Source organism: Rhodococcus sp. 06-1460-1B (assembly GCF_002258475.1).
In the GTDB taxonomy this organism is placed as follows: domain Bacteria; phylum Actinomycetota; class Actinomycetes; order Mycobacteriales; family Mycobacteriaceae; genus Rhodococcoides; species Rhodococcoides fascians.
Map to the genome: position 1 here is coordinate 101924 of NZ_NOYS01000037.1, position 15156 is coordinate 117079.

Here is a 15156-nt window from a genome sequence, read left to right on the forward strand (position 1 = left end):
CTTAGGTGGGTCGGGAGTACGTTCGGTGAGGAAGAGTGTGTCTCGCCGAACGAAGGAACCGATTCCGCATGATCAACGATCTCGAGGTAGTCGCGACGATCACCGCCAAGCCGGACGCAATCGACACCGTGCGCGACGGGCTCGTGGCTCTGGTCGCCGAGTCACGCAAGGAGAGCGGCAACGTCTCCTACAAGTTGTTCGAGTCGGCGGTCGAGCCGGGCACCTTCATCACCATCGAGGTATGGAAGTCGCAGGAGGACCTCGACGGCCACATGCAGACCCCGCACCTGCAGCAGGCGCTAAGCGAATTCGGTGCCCATCTCGCGGCCCCGCCCGCCATCCATCCGCTCCGGCCCATCGGCTGAGCCGGCCCGCGCGCTGACGTACACGAGTGCCGAGACGGCAAGCAGCGCCACCGTGGCACCGATCGCCAGCCACCCGGTCCCGCTCATTTCTCCCGACGCGATGATGCGGGCACCGGCGGCGGTGTAGCTCATCGGCATGAAGGCTGCGACGTCTCCCCAGATCGGTGCCGTCGATGCGTACGCGAAGCCGCAGACGACGACTTGGACGACCAGCGCGACGACGTTGACGATCTGCCCGACGACGGCACCGAGGACTCGTTGAATTGCGCCTGCGGTGGCCAGATAGGCCGCGGCCGACACGATGAGGAACGCGCCGGCTCCGATCACCGGTCCGAGGGCGGCGTCGGTGGCGAACGCGAACGCGACTGCGGCGCTGACACCCACTGCGGCGACGGCCGCTCCGACGGCGAGCCACCGCGGCTTGGTGTCCTTGCCCAGGACCCGCACGAGGCTGACGCAGCCGAGAGCTCCGAGAGCCACGAGGGCGGCGATCAGATACGGGGTGGCACCGGTACCGGTGCTCGTCGCCGTCGCTGCAACGTTCTGGTCGGAGGTGGCGTCATCGGTCGTGGCGGCCGCCTTTGCCGGGAGGGCGGCGGAGGCGTCGCGCACATTGGTGGCGATGCCGTTGACGATCCCCTCGACGGGTTTGACCGACGTCACGAGCTGATCGGTGCCGGCCTTGAGTTGCTGCCCGCCGTCGTCGAGCTGGCCGAGTCCGTCACGCAACTGCACGGTTGCGTCGCCGAGCTGCGCGGTGGCACCGAGGAACTGACTGTTGGGGTCGTTCAGTTCGGTCGACAGCTGCTGAGCACCACCCTTGAGGGTCTGCAGCTGAGCGAGCGTATCGGGACCGAACGCCTGAGTGTTGAGGTTGTCGATCACTCCGCGGATCTCGCCGGAAATCGCGTCGGACCCCGGATGCGGGAAGCGATCGACCGTGTCTGCCGTGGCGGCGAGCTTTGCCGTGAAGTCGGCCTGCAGAGCTCCGAATCCGGCGAGCTGGTCGACGACCTGGTCGACACCCCCGCTGATCTGCGACGCGCCGTCACCGAGCTGGCCGATGCCGTCGCGGTACTGGCCGAACCCGTCGGCGAGCTGAATGGTTCCGTCGTGAGCCTGGGTGATGCCGTCGGCAAGTTGGCCGACGCCGTCGTTGAGCTGCGTTCCGCCTTCGGTCAGCTGACCGATGCCGCTGGAGAGAAAGGTGATCGGGAGCGAGGCGCTGTTGAGGCTGCTCCTGGCCTTGGACAGGGGATCGGCCGTCTGCTGTGCCTCGGCCGGGGCCTGCTGAGTGTCTGCGACAACGGCGGTCGTCGTGGTCGATTCTCCGCCCAGGTCGTAGCCGGTGCCGAGTGCGAACGCACCCACAGCCACCAGAGGGAACGCCAGTGCGACGAGAGCAACGGCAGGACGTCGGAAGATGCGCATTTCACCCATGATGACTTCGAGGCTAACTGCCACCGCCGGCCGCACCGACCACTCGGAGCGATCCACAGCGACCGTTCTGCCCCTCTACCAGGGACTTTAAGAGGTCTCTGTGGATTGTCGGTTGCGCGGCAACAGGTCCCACACGTGGGCGGTCTCGTTGACCGACGAGACCGATCGGGCACCGCTGCGGGAGAAGAGCACACGCGTCACCGAGCAGTAGTCGATGGGAAATCCGAGCACCTTCGGGGTCTGCAGAATGTCTTGCAACAGCATGTTGACGACGCCGCCGTGAGCGAAGAGGACGACGGTATCGGAGTGCGCGGCGGTCGAGACGATATCGGCCACTCCGGCGAGAACTCGCCGGCGGAAGGCCTGTTCGTCGACCTGCTCGGGTAGGTGACCGGCCTTGATGCGGTCGTAGGCGTCGCGAAATTCGGTCTTCGCGGCCTCGATCGGGACGTAGCCGCCGAAGTCCCGGTCGTACTCGGTCAGACGGTCGTCGGTTGTGATCTCGAGCCCGAGCCGTTCGGCGAGTGGCTGCGCGGTCCGGATCGCGCGTTGCTGCGAACTCGACACGACTCGGGACACCGTGAAGCGTGCCAGCGCATTGGGCACTCTGCGGGATTGTTCGACGCCCAGTTCGTCGAGATCGGGATCGGCCGAGGACTCCGATCGTCGCGGAAGTGCGTGCCGTACCAGAACCAGTTGCATCGACTCACCTAATCACGAGTGTGCGTCCACTGCGTTGCACCATCGAGCGGAAGGCCGCCACCTGGCGGGGCATGTCCGTTCCCGGCTCCCACACCATGCCGATTCGCCTGCGCGCAGCCGGTTGGGTGAGTCCCACGTCGACCGTTCCACCCTCGGCGCCGTGTGCACGTATCCGCGGCAGGATGGCGATGCCGAGGCCGGCGCCGACGAGTCCGCGCACGGTATGGGTGTCCTGTCCCTCGAACGCGATGCGCGGACTGAACCCGGCATCGGCCCACAACTCGTCACAGATGGATCGCATTCCGAAGCCGTGACCCATGGCGATGTAGTTCTCGTCGGCGGTGTCTGCGAGATCGACCGTCTTCCGCGACGCGAGGCGGTGATGTTCGGGGACCACCAGCATCAGCCGCTCGTCGTACAGCTGGAAGGAATTCGTGTCGGTGTGTTCGGCGCTCAAAGACACGAACGCCAGGTCGGACGTGCGGTCTGCGAGGCGATCCAGGCAGCGTGCGCGTGCGCCTTGGTCGAGATCGAACGTCACCGCGGGATGGTCGACGCGAAAGTGCCGGATCAGTGCGGGCACGACGTCCTCACCGAGTGTGTTCTGGAACGCGACGGCTATGCGGCCACGTGCTCGGGCGTCGTGCTCGGTCATGGCGTCGATACCGGCATCGATGTCGCTCAGGGCTCGTTGCAGATACGGGATGAGGACGCGACCGGTACTGGTCAGCACGATGCCGCGGCCCCGTCGTTCCACGATGTCGACGCCGAGGATCGCCGACGCGCGGGCGACCTGCCGACTGACGGTGGGTTGCGGGACTCCCAGGACGTGGGCGGCGTCGGTGATGTGCTCGGTGTCCGCCACCGCGACCAGGGTCGGCAGAAGTGGTAGCAGCTCGGTGGTCTCGCGGCGCATGGGTGAAGCATATCGCTGACGTATCGATCGTCGGTCTCTCATGCATTGGACGTATACCGTGAGCGCTTCTAACGTCTTTGACATGACTACGACGCAGCCCGAGGTCCTGGAGTGGGAGGGGCATCCCAAGGGATCGACCGAGTACCGGCGTCTCGTGTTGGCGCTGCTGTTCGCCGGAGTGGCGACGTTCGCGCAGCTCTACTCGGTACAGGGGATTCTGCCGCTGATCGCGTCCAGTCTCGACATCACCCCGTCGCAGTCCTCGCTCGCCGTCGGCCTGGCGACCGTCGGCGTTGCGGTGTCGGTCATTCCGTGGTCGGTAGCGGCCGACCGAATCGGACGCGTTCGAGCGATGACCGCCTCGATACTCGTCGCGACGACACTGGGTCTGCTGGTGCCTCTGTCGCCTTCTCTCGAGGTGCTGCTGGTCCTGCGGTTCTTCGAAGGTGCTGCGCTGGGCGGACTTCCGGCCATCGCGATCGCCTATCTCAGCGAGGAGGTGCACCGCAATCACACCGCGCTGGCAGCGGCGACCTACGTGTCCGGTACGACGCTCGGTGGGCTGCTGGGGCGAATAGTCTCAGGACCCGTTGCAGAACAGACCAATTGGCGAATCGGAACCCTCACGGTGTCGGTCATCGCAGCGTTGGCAGCAGGACTGTTCGTGTGGTTGGCACCGCGGCCGCGAACCACCCTCGTGCACAGCAAGATCGGTGACCTACCCGGTCGGTTGTGGGTGAATCTCCGAGAGCCGGGGATGCTGGCACTGTACGGCCAGGGTTTCCTGCTGATGGGCGGATTCGTCGCGGTCTACAACTTCCTCGGATTCCGGCTCGAGGCAGCACCTTTCGGTCTTCCACAGTCTCTGATCAGCCTGATCTTCGTGGCCTACCTCAGTGGCACGGTGTCCTCGCGAGTGGCGGGGAAGTTGGCGACGAAGCACGGCCGATCGATCGTTCTCGCCGGATCGACCGCCACCATGATCGCCGGAGTCGCACTGACGATGGCGTCGAACCTAGCCGTGATCCTCACCGGGCTGGTGATCTTCACGATGGGATTCTTCGCCGCCCACGCCATCGCGTCGGGATGGACCGGCCAGCGAGCCGTCCACGGACGGGCACAGGCGACATCGCTGTACAACCTGTTCTACTACGGAGGATCGTCCGTCGTCGGCTGGCTCGGCGGAGTGGTCTTTCAGTCACTCGGATGGAACGCCTTGGCGCTGTTCGTCATTGCGTTGGCAGTCATCGCTGGCCTGTGGGCCGCAGCGATGAACGGCCGACTGGCGCAGCAACCGAACTCAATACGTGGATGAATTCGAGGCGGCTATCGCGAAGATGAAAATCGCAGCCACGACGAGGACGAACAGGGCAACCGACACGTAGCCGACGATCAGACCTGCCGTCGCGAATCCTGACCCGCCCTCGCCGGTGCGCTTGATCTGGCCCTTCGCAACGTGGCCACACACCACCGCACACACCGACGCGATGAGCGGGATGAACGTCAGACCCAACACCGCCAACACGAGCGACACGATCGCCAACGTGTTCGTCGCGGGTGCCGGCCGAAAACCCGCTCCGCCATACGGGGCCTGACCGTACTGCGGTTGTCCGTATTGGGGTTGTCCGTATTGGGGTTGTCCGTATTGGGGTTGTCCGTATTGGGGTTGTCCGTACTGAGGGTTCGGGTACTGAGGATTTTGGTACTGAGGTTGTCCGTGCTGCGGGTTCTGGTAGCTCGTGTTCGGGTCCTGATACGGCGGGTACTGCTGACCCCCGTACGGCTCGTCTTTCTCGAACGCGTCGCTACCTTCACCCTGCGGATTGACCATTGCGGGAGTCTTGCACCTGAATTGGGCCGTCGCAAGCGGCAACGCGAGGTCTACGAACCGACCTTGCCCCAGCCCACATACGCGTCGACGGTCACGTAACCGGTCACGCGCGGCTGATCGCGAACCGGATACCGCTCGCCGGTGTAATGCGTCGCGATGCGATCGATATCCACCAGATCCGGGTCGTCCTGCAGTTCGATCGAACCGTGCACCGTCACATGCGTATACCAACTGGCCTCGTCCATCACCGAAATCGAGACCTTCGGATTCGCCCGAATGTGCTCCAGCCGCTTACGCGAGGCATCGAAATTGAGCACGATCTTCCCGTCCTCCCACAAATACCACGTGGGCGCGGTGATCGGAGTTCCATCGGCACGAACCACCGCCATGACAGCGGGATTCGCCTTCTTCAGCAACTCGACAGCATCAACGGGCAACGGAGGCTTGGGCATGAACCAACACTACGACCCGAGAGCTGACTCGGCCAGACCCTCGGCGGACCGCTCACCCCCCCCGCCCGGCCCGAGTCCACTCAACGTGACATTGACTGCCGAAAAGGCCACTGAATGTCACATCGAGTGGACTGCGGATAGGTGGACTGCGGGTGGGTGTGGGCTGCGGACAGGTGGAGTGATTACAGCTTCGGGAGTTTGACGACCTGTCCGGCGTAGGACAGTCCTGCACCGAAGGCGAGCAGGAGTGCGGTGTCTCCGGCTTTCGCTTTGCCGGTGCGCAGTAGTTCTTCCATTGCCAGGGGGATGGACGCAGCCGAGGTGTTGCCGGTTTCGGCGATGTCGTTGGCGACGGCGGTGCCTTCGTCCAGGTTGAGACTCTTCGCCAGCAGATCGGTGATGCGGCTGTTGGCCTGGTGAGGGATGAAGGCGTGCAGTTCGTCGGTTTTGATGCCGGCGACGTCGAGTACCTTCTGCGCGGCCTTGCCCATCTCGAATGCAGCCCAGCGGAAGACTGAGATTCCGTTCATCCTGATCCAGGGTCGTTCCATGTTGGCTGTCGTGATGTATTCGTACCAGTCCGTGGTCTGCACGATGGCGTCGGACTGCGAGCCGTCGGATCCCCATACGGCGGGTCCGATTTCGGTTTCGTCGCTCTGTCCGACGACGACGGCTCCGGCGCCGTCGGCGAAGATGAAGCGGGTGGTTCGGTCGTACGGGTCGGTGGTGACGCTGAGCTGCTCGGCTCCGATGACGAGGACGTACTGCGAGGTCCCGGCCTTGACCAGGTCCGATGCGACGGCGAGTGCGTAGCAGAAGCCTGCGCATCCGGCGCAGATGTCGAACGCGGCCGGTCCTTTGGTGCCGAGTCCGTGGGCAACCTTGGCGGCTGCTTGGGGTGTCAGTTCGAGGTGTGTGGAGGTCGCGACGATGACGGTGTCGACCTGCTCGGCGGAGATGCCGCTGGCTTCGAGTGCTTTTCGGCCTGCCGAGATCGACATCTGGACGACGTTTTCTTCGGGGTCGGCGAATCGGCGGTTCTTGATGCCGGATCGCGTCTGAATCCACTCGTCGCTGGAGTCGATGAACTCGCAGATCTCATCGTTGGTGACTATTCGTTCGGGGCGGTGAACGCCCAGACCGAGCATCTTCGACTGTCGACCTTGCGTTGTGCTGATCGCACCCATCTTCAATTTCCTCTCGTGCTACCGCGCCATCGCCGAGCTTCGGCTCGGGTCTTGGGCTACGGGCTCGTCGACACACGTTACGTGCGCCGACGGGAGAGGTTCACACCAGTTCGGTGATGAGCGCCGCAACCTCGGCGGGTTTGTCGATCATGGCGTGGTGATGGGCGGGTATGACGACGGTGAAATCGGCTCGCAAGTATGTGGCCAGCTTGCGCTGGGTCTTGATCCATCTGCGTCCCCACGGGGACGGGCGCCCGGTGTGGGCGGCCGCGACGATAACGGGAACGACGAGTGGCAATCGCTTCCGAAGTCGGTTCAGTTCGGCCGCGAGGTCCGGGTAGACGACATCTTCGACGAGTGCAGCCGTGAGATAGGTAGGCCTGCGGTAGATGTCGTCGACCCAGTCGACGACATCCTTCGGTGTCCCGTCGGGCGGCGTCGCCTGGTTGAGTATCGGTCGGACGCGAGGGCCGACGAGCCGCTGAAGGCCCGTGCGGCTCAGTAACGTCGACAGCAAATGCGCTGCGCGCACTCGCAGAGCCGCCGGAAGGATGCGGCGAGGGTCGGACTCGGCGCTCGAGTCCAGGAGAAGAACACCACGTATGCGCGACGGGTACAGCCGGGCCACTGCTTCTGCGTAGAAGCCGGCAATCGAGTGACCCGCGACGACGGCCGGCTCGGTGACACCGAGCGCGTCGAGGACGCCGACGATCCTGTCGGCCTCGCCGCGGACGGTGGGTGTGGCGCCGTCGGGCAGAGGGTCGCTGAGTCCGAAGCCGGGGCGGTCGAGAACCACGACATGATGGCGGGCGCTCAAGATATCGACGGTGTCGTTCCAGTCGAACCAGTTACTGCCCAAGCCGCCGCAGAGAACGATCGTGGGGCCGGTTCCCCGAACGAACAGATGCAGACGTTGGCCGTCCACTTTGACGTACCGCCCGGGAGGATGTTTCACGGGAAACAATGCCTCGCGCTCGGTTCGATTCCCGTGATCCATGTTTTCGTCCCCACCATGCATTGCCTACTCGAAGTTTGTTTATGCCTCCAGTTTCCACCATTCGCCCCGTTTTGCAACTTTCCCGTGGAGGATCGCCTCGGGAAGACCGTCATTGTCGCGGTTTGGCCAGCGGAAATGCGAGTGTCTCGCGAATGCTGCCGCCGGTGATGAGCATGACGACGCGGTCGACGCCCATTCCGAGGCCGCCGGTCGGGGGCATCCCGTGCTCGAGCGCCTGCAGGAAGTCCTCGTCCAAGCTCATCGCCTCTTCGTCGCCACCCGCAGCCAGCAACGACTGCTCGGTGAGGCGTCGACGTTGATCGACGGGATCGGTCAACTCGCTGTAGGCCGTCCCCAGTTCGACCCCCCATGCCACCAGGTCCCACTTTTCCGCGACGCCGGGGATGCTCCGATGTGGTCTCGTCAACGGCGACATCGACGTCGGGAAGTCCTTGTAGAAGGTGGGGAATTCGGTGTAGTCCTCCACCAGGTGCTCGTACATGCCCTGGGCGACGGCACCCGCATCCCACGACTTCTCGTAGGGGATGTCGTTCTCGTCGCACAACCGCTGCAGCTCGTCCAGGGGCGTCGACGGCTCGACGGGGACACCCAATTTTTCGGCGACGGCACCGTGCAGTGTCTTGATGGGCCATTCCCCGGAGATGTCGATCTCGATCATCTCGCCGTCCGGGCCGTCGGGACGCAGAATGATTTCGCGGCCGTGCGCTGCCACGGCTGCACGCTGAATCAGTTCGCGGCACAACACCATTGCGCGCTCGTAGTCACTGTGTGCCTCGTACGCTTCGAGGATCGTGAACTCCGGATTGTGCTTGAAGTCCGCTCCCTCGTTGCGGAACACTCGCCCGATCTCGAAGACCTTCTCCATGCCGCCGACGCACAGCCGCTTGAGATAGAGCTCCGGTGCGATGCGCAAATACAGATCCAAGTTGTAGGCATTGATGTGGGTGACGAACGGAGCAGCGTTCGCACCGCCGTGTACCTGCTGGAGGATCGGTGTCTCGACCTCCATGTAGCCGCGATCGCTCAGTGAATCACGAAGCGACTTCACCACATTCGAGCGTGCGATCATCAGCGCGCGCGCATCGCGGTTGATCGCCAGGTCCACGTACCGCTGCCGTACTCGCGCTTCCGGATCGGTCAGACCGCGGTACTTGTCGGGCAGAGGGTGCAGGCATTTGGCGTTCATTCGCCACTCGGTGGCGAGCAGCGACAGCTCACCACGCCTGCTGTATCCGATGGTGCCACTGACTTCGATGAGGTCACCCAGGTCGAAGTCGGCATCGAATTCCTCGATTCTGTCGCCGACGCGTTCGCGGTCGAACAGCACCTGAATATCGGCCGACCAGTCCCGGATGACGGCGAACGACACGCCGCCGTAGTCGCGAATGCGCAGTATTCGACCCGCAATTCGGACGGTCGTGCCCTGGGGCGATGCCGCCGCTTCACCGACGGTGTGTGTCGGGGGATAGGCGACGGGATAGCCCTCGATGCCGTCACTTTCGAGACGATCGAGTTTGGCCATGCGCACGCGTACCTGGTCGGGACGTTTGCGGCCGGGCAGGGTGTCGTCTGCGGGAGTCTCGGGTCCGCTGCCGTCGGGATGAATGTCCTCGGCGTCGACCAACGCTGCGGGCACCGCGACGTGGGACCCGGTGTGCTTCGAGGCGCGCCGAAAGGTCGGCAGAGTCAAGAAGCCTTCGGCGATGGCCGACGCGACACCGACCTTCGGCAGCACCCGATTGTCGGCGAAGCACAGGTAGCGCGGCTCCCATTCCGGCAAGTACTTCACATTCGAGCGATACAGCGCCTCGAGCTGCCACCAGCGCGAGAAGAACACCAATACGCTGCGCCAGATTCGCAGGACCGGACCGGCCCCGATCCGACTGCCCTCCTCGAACGCAGCACGGAACACCGCGAAGTTCAGCGAAATCTTGCTGACACCGAAATGATCTGCGCCGGTGGCAAGTTCGGTCACCATCAACTCGATGACACCGTTAGGCGACGCCGGATCGCGGCGCATCAGGTCCAACGACGCGCCGGTACGACCCCACGGCACCAGCGACAGAACACCGACGATCTTCTCGCCCTGAACCGCCTGCACCAGAAGACAATCGCCGTCGAGCGGATCGCCCAACCTGCCCAGCGCCATCGAGAAACCACGCTCGGTCTCGGTATCGCGCCACGCATCCGCGCAGGCAATGATCTCGTCCATCTCCTCGGCCGAAATATCGCGATGACGACGCACGGTGACCACGACACCCGCTTTGCGAGCCCGGTTGACGGCCTGACGCACGGGACGCATCTCGCGCCCATTGAGGTTGAAATCTTTGGTTTTCAGGATTGCTTCGTCGCCGAGTTCGAGAACACTCAGGCCGGCCCGCTTGTAGGCCGTGGCCCCGATCTCGCTGGCCCCCATGACAGCTGGGGTCCAACCGTACTTCTCGGCCAGGTCGAGCCATTCGGATATCGCATGTGGCCACGCCTCGGGGTTGCCGATCGGGTCACCACTGGCCAGACACACCCCGACCTCGACGCGATACGTCACCGCCGCCTTGCCGCTGGTGGCGAAGATGACGCCCTTGTCGCGGCGGGTCGCGAAGTAACCGAGGGAATCGTCGGCACCCCACTTGTCGAGCAGGCCGCGCAGAGCCGACTCGTCGCGGCCGGTCAACGCATTGCTCGACCGCTGCGACCGGAACAACGTGACCACGGCACCGAGCAACGCCAGCGCTCCGAACAGTCCCAACGCCGTATTGACGAAACCGTTCGGCCTACCGTCGAACTGCTCGTTGTCCACCGTCGCCAATGCCGTCACCCTGTTGAACGCCCACAGGAACGTCTGACCCTCCGGCAACGAACCCGGGAACAACGCCACCAACGCCCACCCGACAATCGTGCCGACGGCCGCTCCCAGCACGAGCACCCCGAGCGCCTTCCACACCGCACCGCGCCGAACCCGCGTGTAGAACTCCTTGCGCGACGCGATCAGAAGACCCGTCACGACGACATGAACCGCCAACGCAATCCACGAACTGACGTTCTTGTCCTCGATGCCCTCCGCGACATTCGTGATCGCCAACAACACCAAATAGATCGTCAGCAACCACCACGCAATACGCTTCCGACTCGCCAACGCCGCCGCCAACAACCCGACAACCAACGCCCACGACAAACTCGTATCCGGAGCATCGAAGTAATACGTGTCGACATACTCCCGCGGCGCATGAACCAGATACCGCAAAGTGGGCGACAGACTCCACAGAAACAACGCCGCCGCGAACACACCGAGCACCAGCCCCGCGATATGCGGAACCTCACTCAACCGACCGCGCTGCGGCGGCGAAAACGACCGTGGTGCCGTAGTACCCGACCGATCCGAGGGAACTGCTGTCGCCGTCATGTCTCACTCCCGAAATAAGAACGCACGAGTTGCAAGATAGACGGTATCCCCGCTGACGTGGGTGGGTTGCCTGTTGCCGCCCCGCCGTCCACTCAATGTGACATTTGGTGGCCTTTCCGGCAGTCAATGGCACATCGAGTGGACTCGCGTCCGGTCACGAGAGCGCGCCTGGCCGTGCTCGAGTCAGAGTGTGGGCGACCCTCCTGTATGCGTTTGTCCACAGGTATTCGGTTATCCACAGGGCTGTTGATAGTGCGACGTCGGGTGCGATCGGTGTCCGGCCGAGCGTGCAGGATCGTCTGTATGAAGAGGGGCGGCGCACGGGTCGATGCGAGGGTAATTGCGGCCGCATCGGATCGCGGGCTGGTGCGGACTGCTCATCTTCTCGAACTCGGCGTCGCGTCGAAGACGATTGTTCGGCGCACGCTGCCGGACGGTATCTGGTCACGGGCGCTACCTGGCCTGGTGTTCTTGAAGAACCGTTCGCTGACGCCCTTGGAGCGGGCGGTTGCCGCGTCCATCTACTGCGGTCGTGATGGCGTCATCAGTGGTCGGGCCGGGCTGGCGTTGCATGGTCTCGGTACATCCGGCTCGTTCGAGGAGACGTTCGTGCTCATCCCCGAGGCGCAGCACCGCAGGTCCGTGAGCTTCGCCGCGGTGGAACGTACGTGGCGGATGCCGACGGCGGAAAGCAAGTCGGGTCTTCCCGTCGCGCCGGTTGTTCGGTGTTTGTGCGACGCGATTCGTCGCATGAAGAACGCCGAGCAGTGCATGGCGCTCGTTGCCAGTGTCGTTCAGCGGGGTGCGGCAACGATCGAGGCGATCATGAAGGAACTGGACGCCGGCACCACGCGTGGAACCGCGATGCCTCGTCGAGTACTTCGCGAACTGGCCGCCGGCGCGCACTCCGTTGCCGAAGCACACGCGCAGAAGTTGTACGCGCGCAGCGGTCTTCCCCCGATGACTCACAATGTCGCGGTACGCGACGAGTCGGGCAGGTTGCTGCTGGTGGCCGACAATTGGCTCGACGACGTCGCCCTCGACTGGGAGATCGACTCGCTCGAATATCACCTGTCACCCGCGGCGCACCGCGCCACCGTGGAACGACGGGAGCGCGCTCAAAACGCCGGCATCATTGTCGTGACTCACCTGCCGAGCGATATTCGCGACGATCCGGAACGTGTTCTCTCCGACCTGCGGTCTCGGTACCGACAGGCGCTCGCGCGTCCGCGCCCCCACGTCACCGTCGACCCGTCCTACCGCCGATCGGGCTGATACACCCAAATCATGTGGTCTCCGGTTTCGGCCGCAGCGGCCAAGGCTCGCGGCTCGATCCTGTCGAGGACGAAACCCAGCCGCCGCGGAACGGCTTGACTCCTCGAATTGGCTGCATCGCAATGAATTTCGACGCGATCGACGTCGGCGAGTTTCAATGCCTCTTGCGTGAGGGTCGCGGTGGCTTCGGAGATGATGCCGTCACCCTCGGCTGCACTGTCGAGCCAGTACCCTATTTCGATCCCACCCGGTCCGACTCGTCGGTGCAATGCAATCTTCCCCAGGAATGCGCTGGTGGATCGACCGAAAATCCCGTAGTCGTACATTTCGTCGGCGTCCCACAGCTTCCGGCTTTCCGCGATGCGGACGATCTGCGCCGACCTGTTTGCAGCGTCCTCGGTGGCCCAACCGAGCCACGGCAGCAGGCGGACCCGATTTCGCTCGATCGTTTCGGCAATGACGACAGCATCGTCTGCCGTCTCGCGCCGAACCACGAGACGGTCGGTGACAATCCGAACGGGAGGTTTGCTGACCATTGGGACAGTCTGACTCCCTGCTACTGCCGATTCCACTGGTTTTTCGGTGCCCGCCCGTTCGTATGCAGTCCACTCGATGTGCCATTGACGGTCGAAAAGGCCACCGGATGTCACATTGAGTGGTCAGTCGGGAGTGGTCAGCCGGGAGTGGTCAGACGGTAGAGGTCTGGCGGTGGGGTGGGCGATGCTGTGGAGAGGAGGAAAACGATCAGGAAGCTGACCACGATCTCCAGGACAGTTTGTCGATGACGATGACCGGGCCCTCGGGTCGGTTGTTCTTGTATTGGCTGTATTTCGCGACGAGGGTGTCGGTACCGACTGTGCCTTCGGCGCTGCCCGCGTCGACGATGCGGGCGTTGCCGTCGGCACGGATCCACCAGAGTTGGGACCAGTCGTCGGAGTAGTGGTCGACGATGAGGCTGACGGCGGGGTCGGCGTGGATGTTCTCGAGTCGCTGCAGTTTCTGGGTGGTTTTGGGTTTCCAGTCGATGGCTGTGTAGATGCGGTCGCCGGTGGGTGCGACGGCGTAGACGATGGGGACCAGGTGTGGGGTGCCGTTGGGGTTGACGGTGGAGAGTTGGGCGCGGGGTGCGTCGGTGAAGCGTTGAATTTCGTTGTCTATCTTCACGTTCGGTTCCTCATGCGGATTCGCTGTGGCTGCTGTGTCGGGTGATGTATTGCTCCAGTTCGGCGACGGGCATGGGTCGTCCGAGGAGGTGTCCTTGGCCGAAGGTTACGCCCATGTCGGTGCAGATTCGGAGTTGTTCGGTGGTCTCGATGCCTTCGATGACGGTGTCTTTGCCGAGGGTGGTGGTGACGTCGACGAGGGCGGTGCAGAGGGTGGTCATGGCGCGGCGTCGGTGGAGGTTGGTGCTGTCGAGGTGTTGGGTGAGGGATCTGTCGATTTTGAGGATGTCGACGGGGAGGGTGGCGAGTCGTTCGAGGGAGGAGAAGCCGGAGCCGAAGTCGTCGATGGCGATGAGGACGCCGTGGCGTTGGACGTCGCGGAGTTGGTAGTGCACGGCGTCGAGGTCGTGCAGCGTCTGCGATTCGGCGAGTTCGAGTGCGAGTCGACCGCGTTCGATGCCGTGGGTGTCGACGATGTCGATGACGTCGGTGGCCAGGGTTCCTGCGGCGAAGTGTGCGGGGCTGACGTTGACACCGACCTGGAGCATGATCGCGCGGGATTGCCAGTCTGCGATGGTTGCCGCGACCTCGGTGAGAATCCACATGCTCAGGGGGATTATCAGGTCGTTGTCTTCGGCGAGGGGGATGAAGGCGTCGGGCATCAGGAGTCCGAGCTCGGGGTGGTTCCAGCGAACGAGGGCTTCGGCTCCGACGACGGCTCCGGTCGCGAGTTCGACGATGGGTTGGTAGACCATGGTGAGCTCGCGCGCGGTCATGGCGACTCCGCGCAGTCGTTCGAGGAGCTCGAGCCGCGTGCGGTTGGTGTGGTGCAGCTCGTCGGTGAAGATGTGATGCCGGTTGCGGCCGGTGGCTTTGGCGGCATGCATGGCGGCGGTGGCGTTGTGTACCAGCTGGGTGGCGCGATCGGTGCTGCCGGTGGTGGACGCGACACCGACGCTGGCGGTGAGGGTGAGTTGACGGCCGCCGAGCTCGAAGGGGGGCTCGAAGATGCTGGCGAACCCCGCGGCCATCGCTCGGGCTGCCAGGGAATGGCAGCCGTAGGCGACGATGACGAATTCGTCCCCGGTGAGTCGGCCGATGGTGTCCCCGGGTCGGGTCGATGCGGTGAGTCGGTCGGCGACCATGCACAGCAGCTCGTCGCCCTGGGCCGGTCCGAGCGCGTCGTTGAATTCACGGAAGCCGTCGATGTCGACGAGGAGGACGCTGAAGTGCTGGTCAGGGCCTAGGTCGACCAGCGCGGCGGTGATGGTGGCCAGGATTTCGTTCCGGTTCGCAAGCCCGGTGAGGGCGTCGAGCGTCGGGTTGGGGTCGGCACGGCGGAGCGGCGTGTCGTGTTCTCGACTCACAGTGCCCCCTCGTAGCCGGACGGCCACCGGCGATACTAGC

General features: G+C 64.1%; 14 protein-coding genes. 3 read left to right on the forward strand and 11 right to left on the reverse strand.

Annotated elements, in window-relative coordinates; all coding sequences use genetic code 11:
- Positions 1–71: 71 nt before the first annotated feature.
- Positions 72–365 carry a putative quinol monooxygenase gene (locus CH268_RS22160; protein ID WP_176458028.1) on the forward strand — a complete coding sequence of 98 codons (294 nt, stop codon included), beginning with the start codon at positions 72–74 and terminating at the stop codon, positions 363–365.
- Here CH268_RS22160 and CH268_RS22165 read toward each other — a convergent pair.
- The 3 genes from CH268_RS22165 to CH268_RS22175 all read right to left on the reverse strand — a co-directional run bounded on the left by CH268_RS22165 (position 300) and on the right by CH268_RS22175 (position 3423).
- Positions 300–1796, reverse strand: coding sequence for a phage infection protein (locus CH268_RS22165; RefSeq protein WP_255182475.1), 1497 nt, complete (start codon positions 1794–1796; stop codon positions 300–302). The genes CH268_RS22160 and CH268_RS22165 overlap by 66 nt on opposite strands.
- A gap of 96 nt (positions 1797–1892) precedes the next feature.
- Positions 1893–2507, reverse strand: a complete 615-nt coding sequence (locus CH268_RS22170) for a histidine phosphatase family protein (protein WP_094665902.1) — start codon at positions 2505–2507, stop codon at positions 1893–1895.
- A 4-nt stretch (positions 2508–2511) separates the two neighbouring features.
- On the reverse strand, positions 2512–3423 hold the full coding sequence (locus CH268_RS22175; protein WP_094665903.1) for a LysR family transcriptional regulator: 912 nt from the start codon (positions 3421–3423) through the stop codon (positions 2512–2514).
- Positions 3424–3505: 82 nt separating this feature from the next.
- Here CH268_RS22175 and CH268_RS22180 point away from each other — a divergent pair, with 82 nt between their 5' ends.
- Positions 3506–4738: an MFS transporter gene (locus tag CH268_RS22180; RefSeq protein WP_032367604.1), complete on the forward strand. Its 1233-nt coding sequence runs from the start codon at positions 3506–3508 to the stop codon at positions 4736–4738.
- Here the strand turns inward: CH268_RS22180 and CH268_RS22185 are convergent.
- The 5 genes from CH268_RS22185 to lysX all read right to left on the reverse strand — a co-directional run bounded on the left by CH268_RS22185 (position 4724) and on the right by lysX (position 11311).
- Entirely contained in the window at positions 4724–5254 is a 531-nt protein-coding gene (locus CH268_RS22185; RefSeq protein ID WP_094665904.1) for a DUF4190 domain-containing protein, read from the reverse strand. The genes CH268_RS22180 and CH268_RS22185 overlap by 15 nt on opposite strands.
- 50 nt (positions 5255–5304) lie before the next feature.
- The gene (locus tag CH268_RS22190) at positions 5305–5706 is read right to left on the reverse strand and encodes a PPOX class F420-dependent oxidoreductase (RefSeq protein WP_032367602.1); all 402 of its coding nucleotides are present in this window, start codon (positions 5704–5706) and stop codon (positions 5305–5307) included.
- A 182-nt stretch (positions 5707–5888) separates the two neighbouring features.
- Positions 5889–6893, reverse strand: coding sequence for a beta-ketoacyl-ACP synthase III (locus CH268_RS22195; protein WP_027494965.1), 1005 nt, complete (start codon positions 6891–6893; stop codon positions 5889–5891).
- 100 nt (positions 6894–6993) lie between these two features.
- Positions 6994–7890 carry an alpha/beta fold hydrolase gene (locus tag CH268_RS22200; RefSeq protein ID WP_176458024.1) on the reverse strand — a complete coding sequence of 299 codons (897 nt, stop codon included), beginning with the start codon at positions 7888–7890 and terminating at the stop codon, positions 6994–6996.
- A 109-nt stretch (positions 7891–7999) separates the two neighbouring features.
- Positions 8000–11311 carry a bifunctional lysylphosphatidylglycerol synthetase/lysine--tRNA ligase LysX gene (gene lysX / locus CH268_RS22205; RefSeq protein ID WP_094665905.1) on the reverse strand — a complete coding sequence of 1104 codons (3312 nt, stop codon included), beginning with the start codon at positions 11309–11311 and terminating at the stop codon, positions 8000–8002.
- Positions 11312–11614: 303 nt separating this feature from the next.
- On the opposite strand from lysX, the gene CH268_RS22210 reads away from it, so the two are divergent.
- Positions 11615–12586: a hypothetical protein gene (locus CH268_RS22210; RefSeq protein WP_032367600.1), complete on the forward strand. Its 972-nt coding sequence runs from the start codon at positions 11615–11617 to the stop codon at positions 12584–12586.
- Here the strand turns inward: CH268_RS22210 and CH268_RS22215 are convergent.
- The 3 genes from CH268_RS22215 to CH268_RS22225 form a co-directional block, all read right to left on the reverse strand.
- The gene (locus CH268_RS22215; protein ID WP_094665906.1) at positions 12568–13122 is read right to left on the reverse strand and encodes a GNAT family N-acetyltransferase; all 555 of its coding nucleotides are present in this window, start codon (positions 13120–13122) and stop codon (positions 12568–12570) included. The genes CH268_RS22210 and CH268_RS22215 overlap by 19 nt on opposite strands.
- 208 nt (positions 13123–13330) lie before the next feature.
- Complete coding sequence (locus CH268_RS22220) at positions 13331–13750, reverse strand: TIGR03668 family PPOX class F420-dependent oxidoreductase (RefSeq protein WP_094665907.1); 420 nt, start codon at positions 13748–13750, stop codon at positions 13331–13333.
- Between the two features lie 10 nt (positions 13751–13760).
- A complete protein-coding gene (locus CH268_RS22225) occupies positions 13761–15116 on the reverse strand; it encodes a putative bifunctional diguanylate cyclase/phosphodiesterase (protein ID WP_255182476.1) in 1356 nt (451 codons plus the stop codon).
- Between the last annotated feature and the right edge of the window lie 40 nt (positions 15117–15156).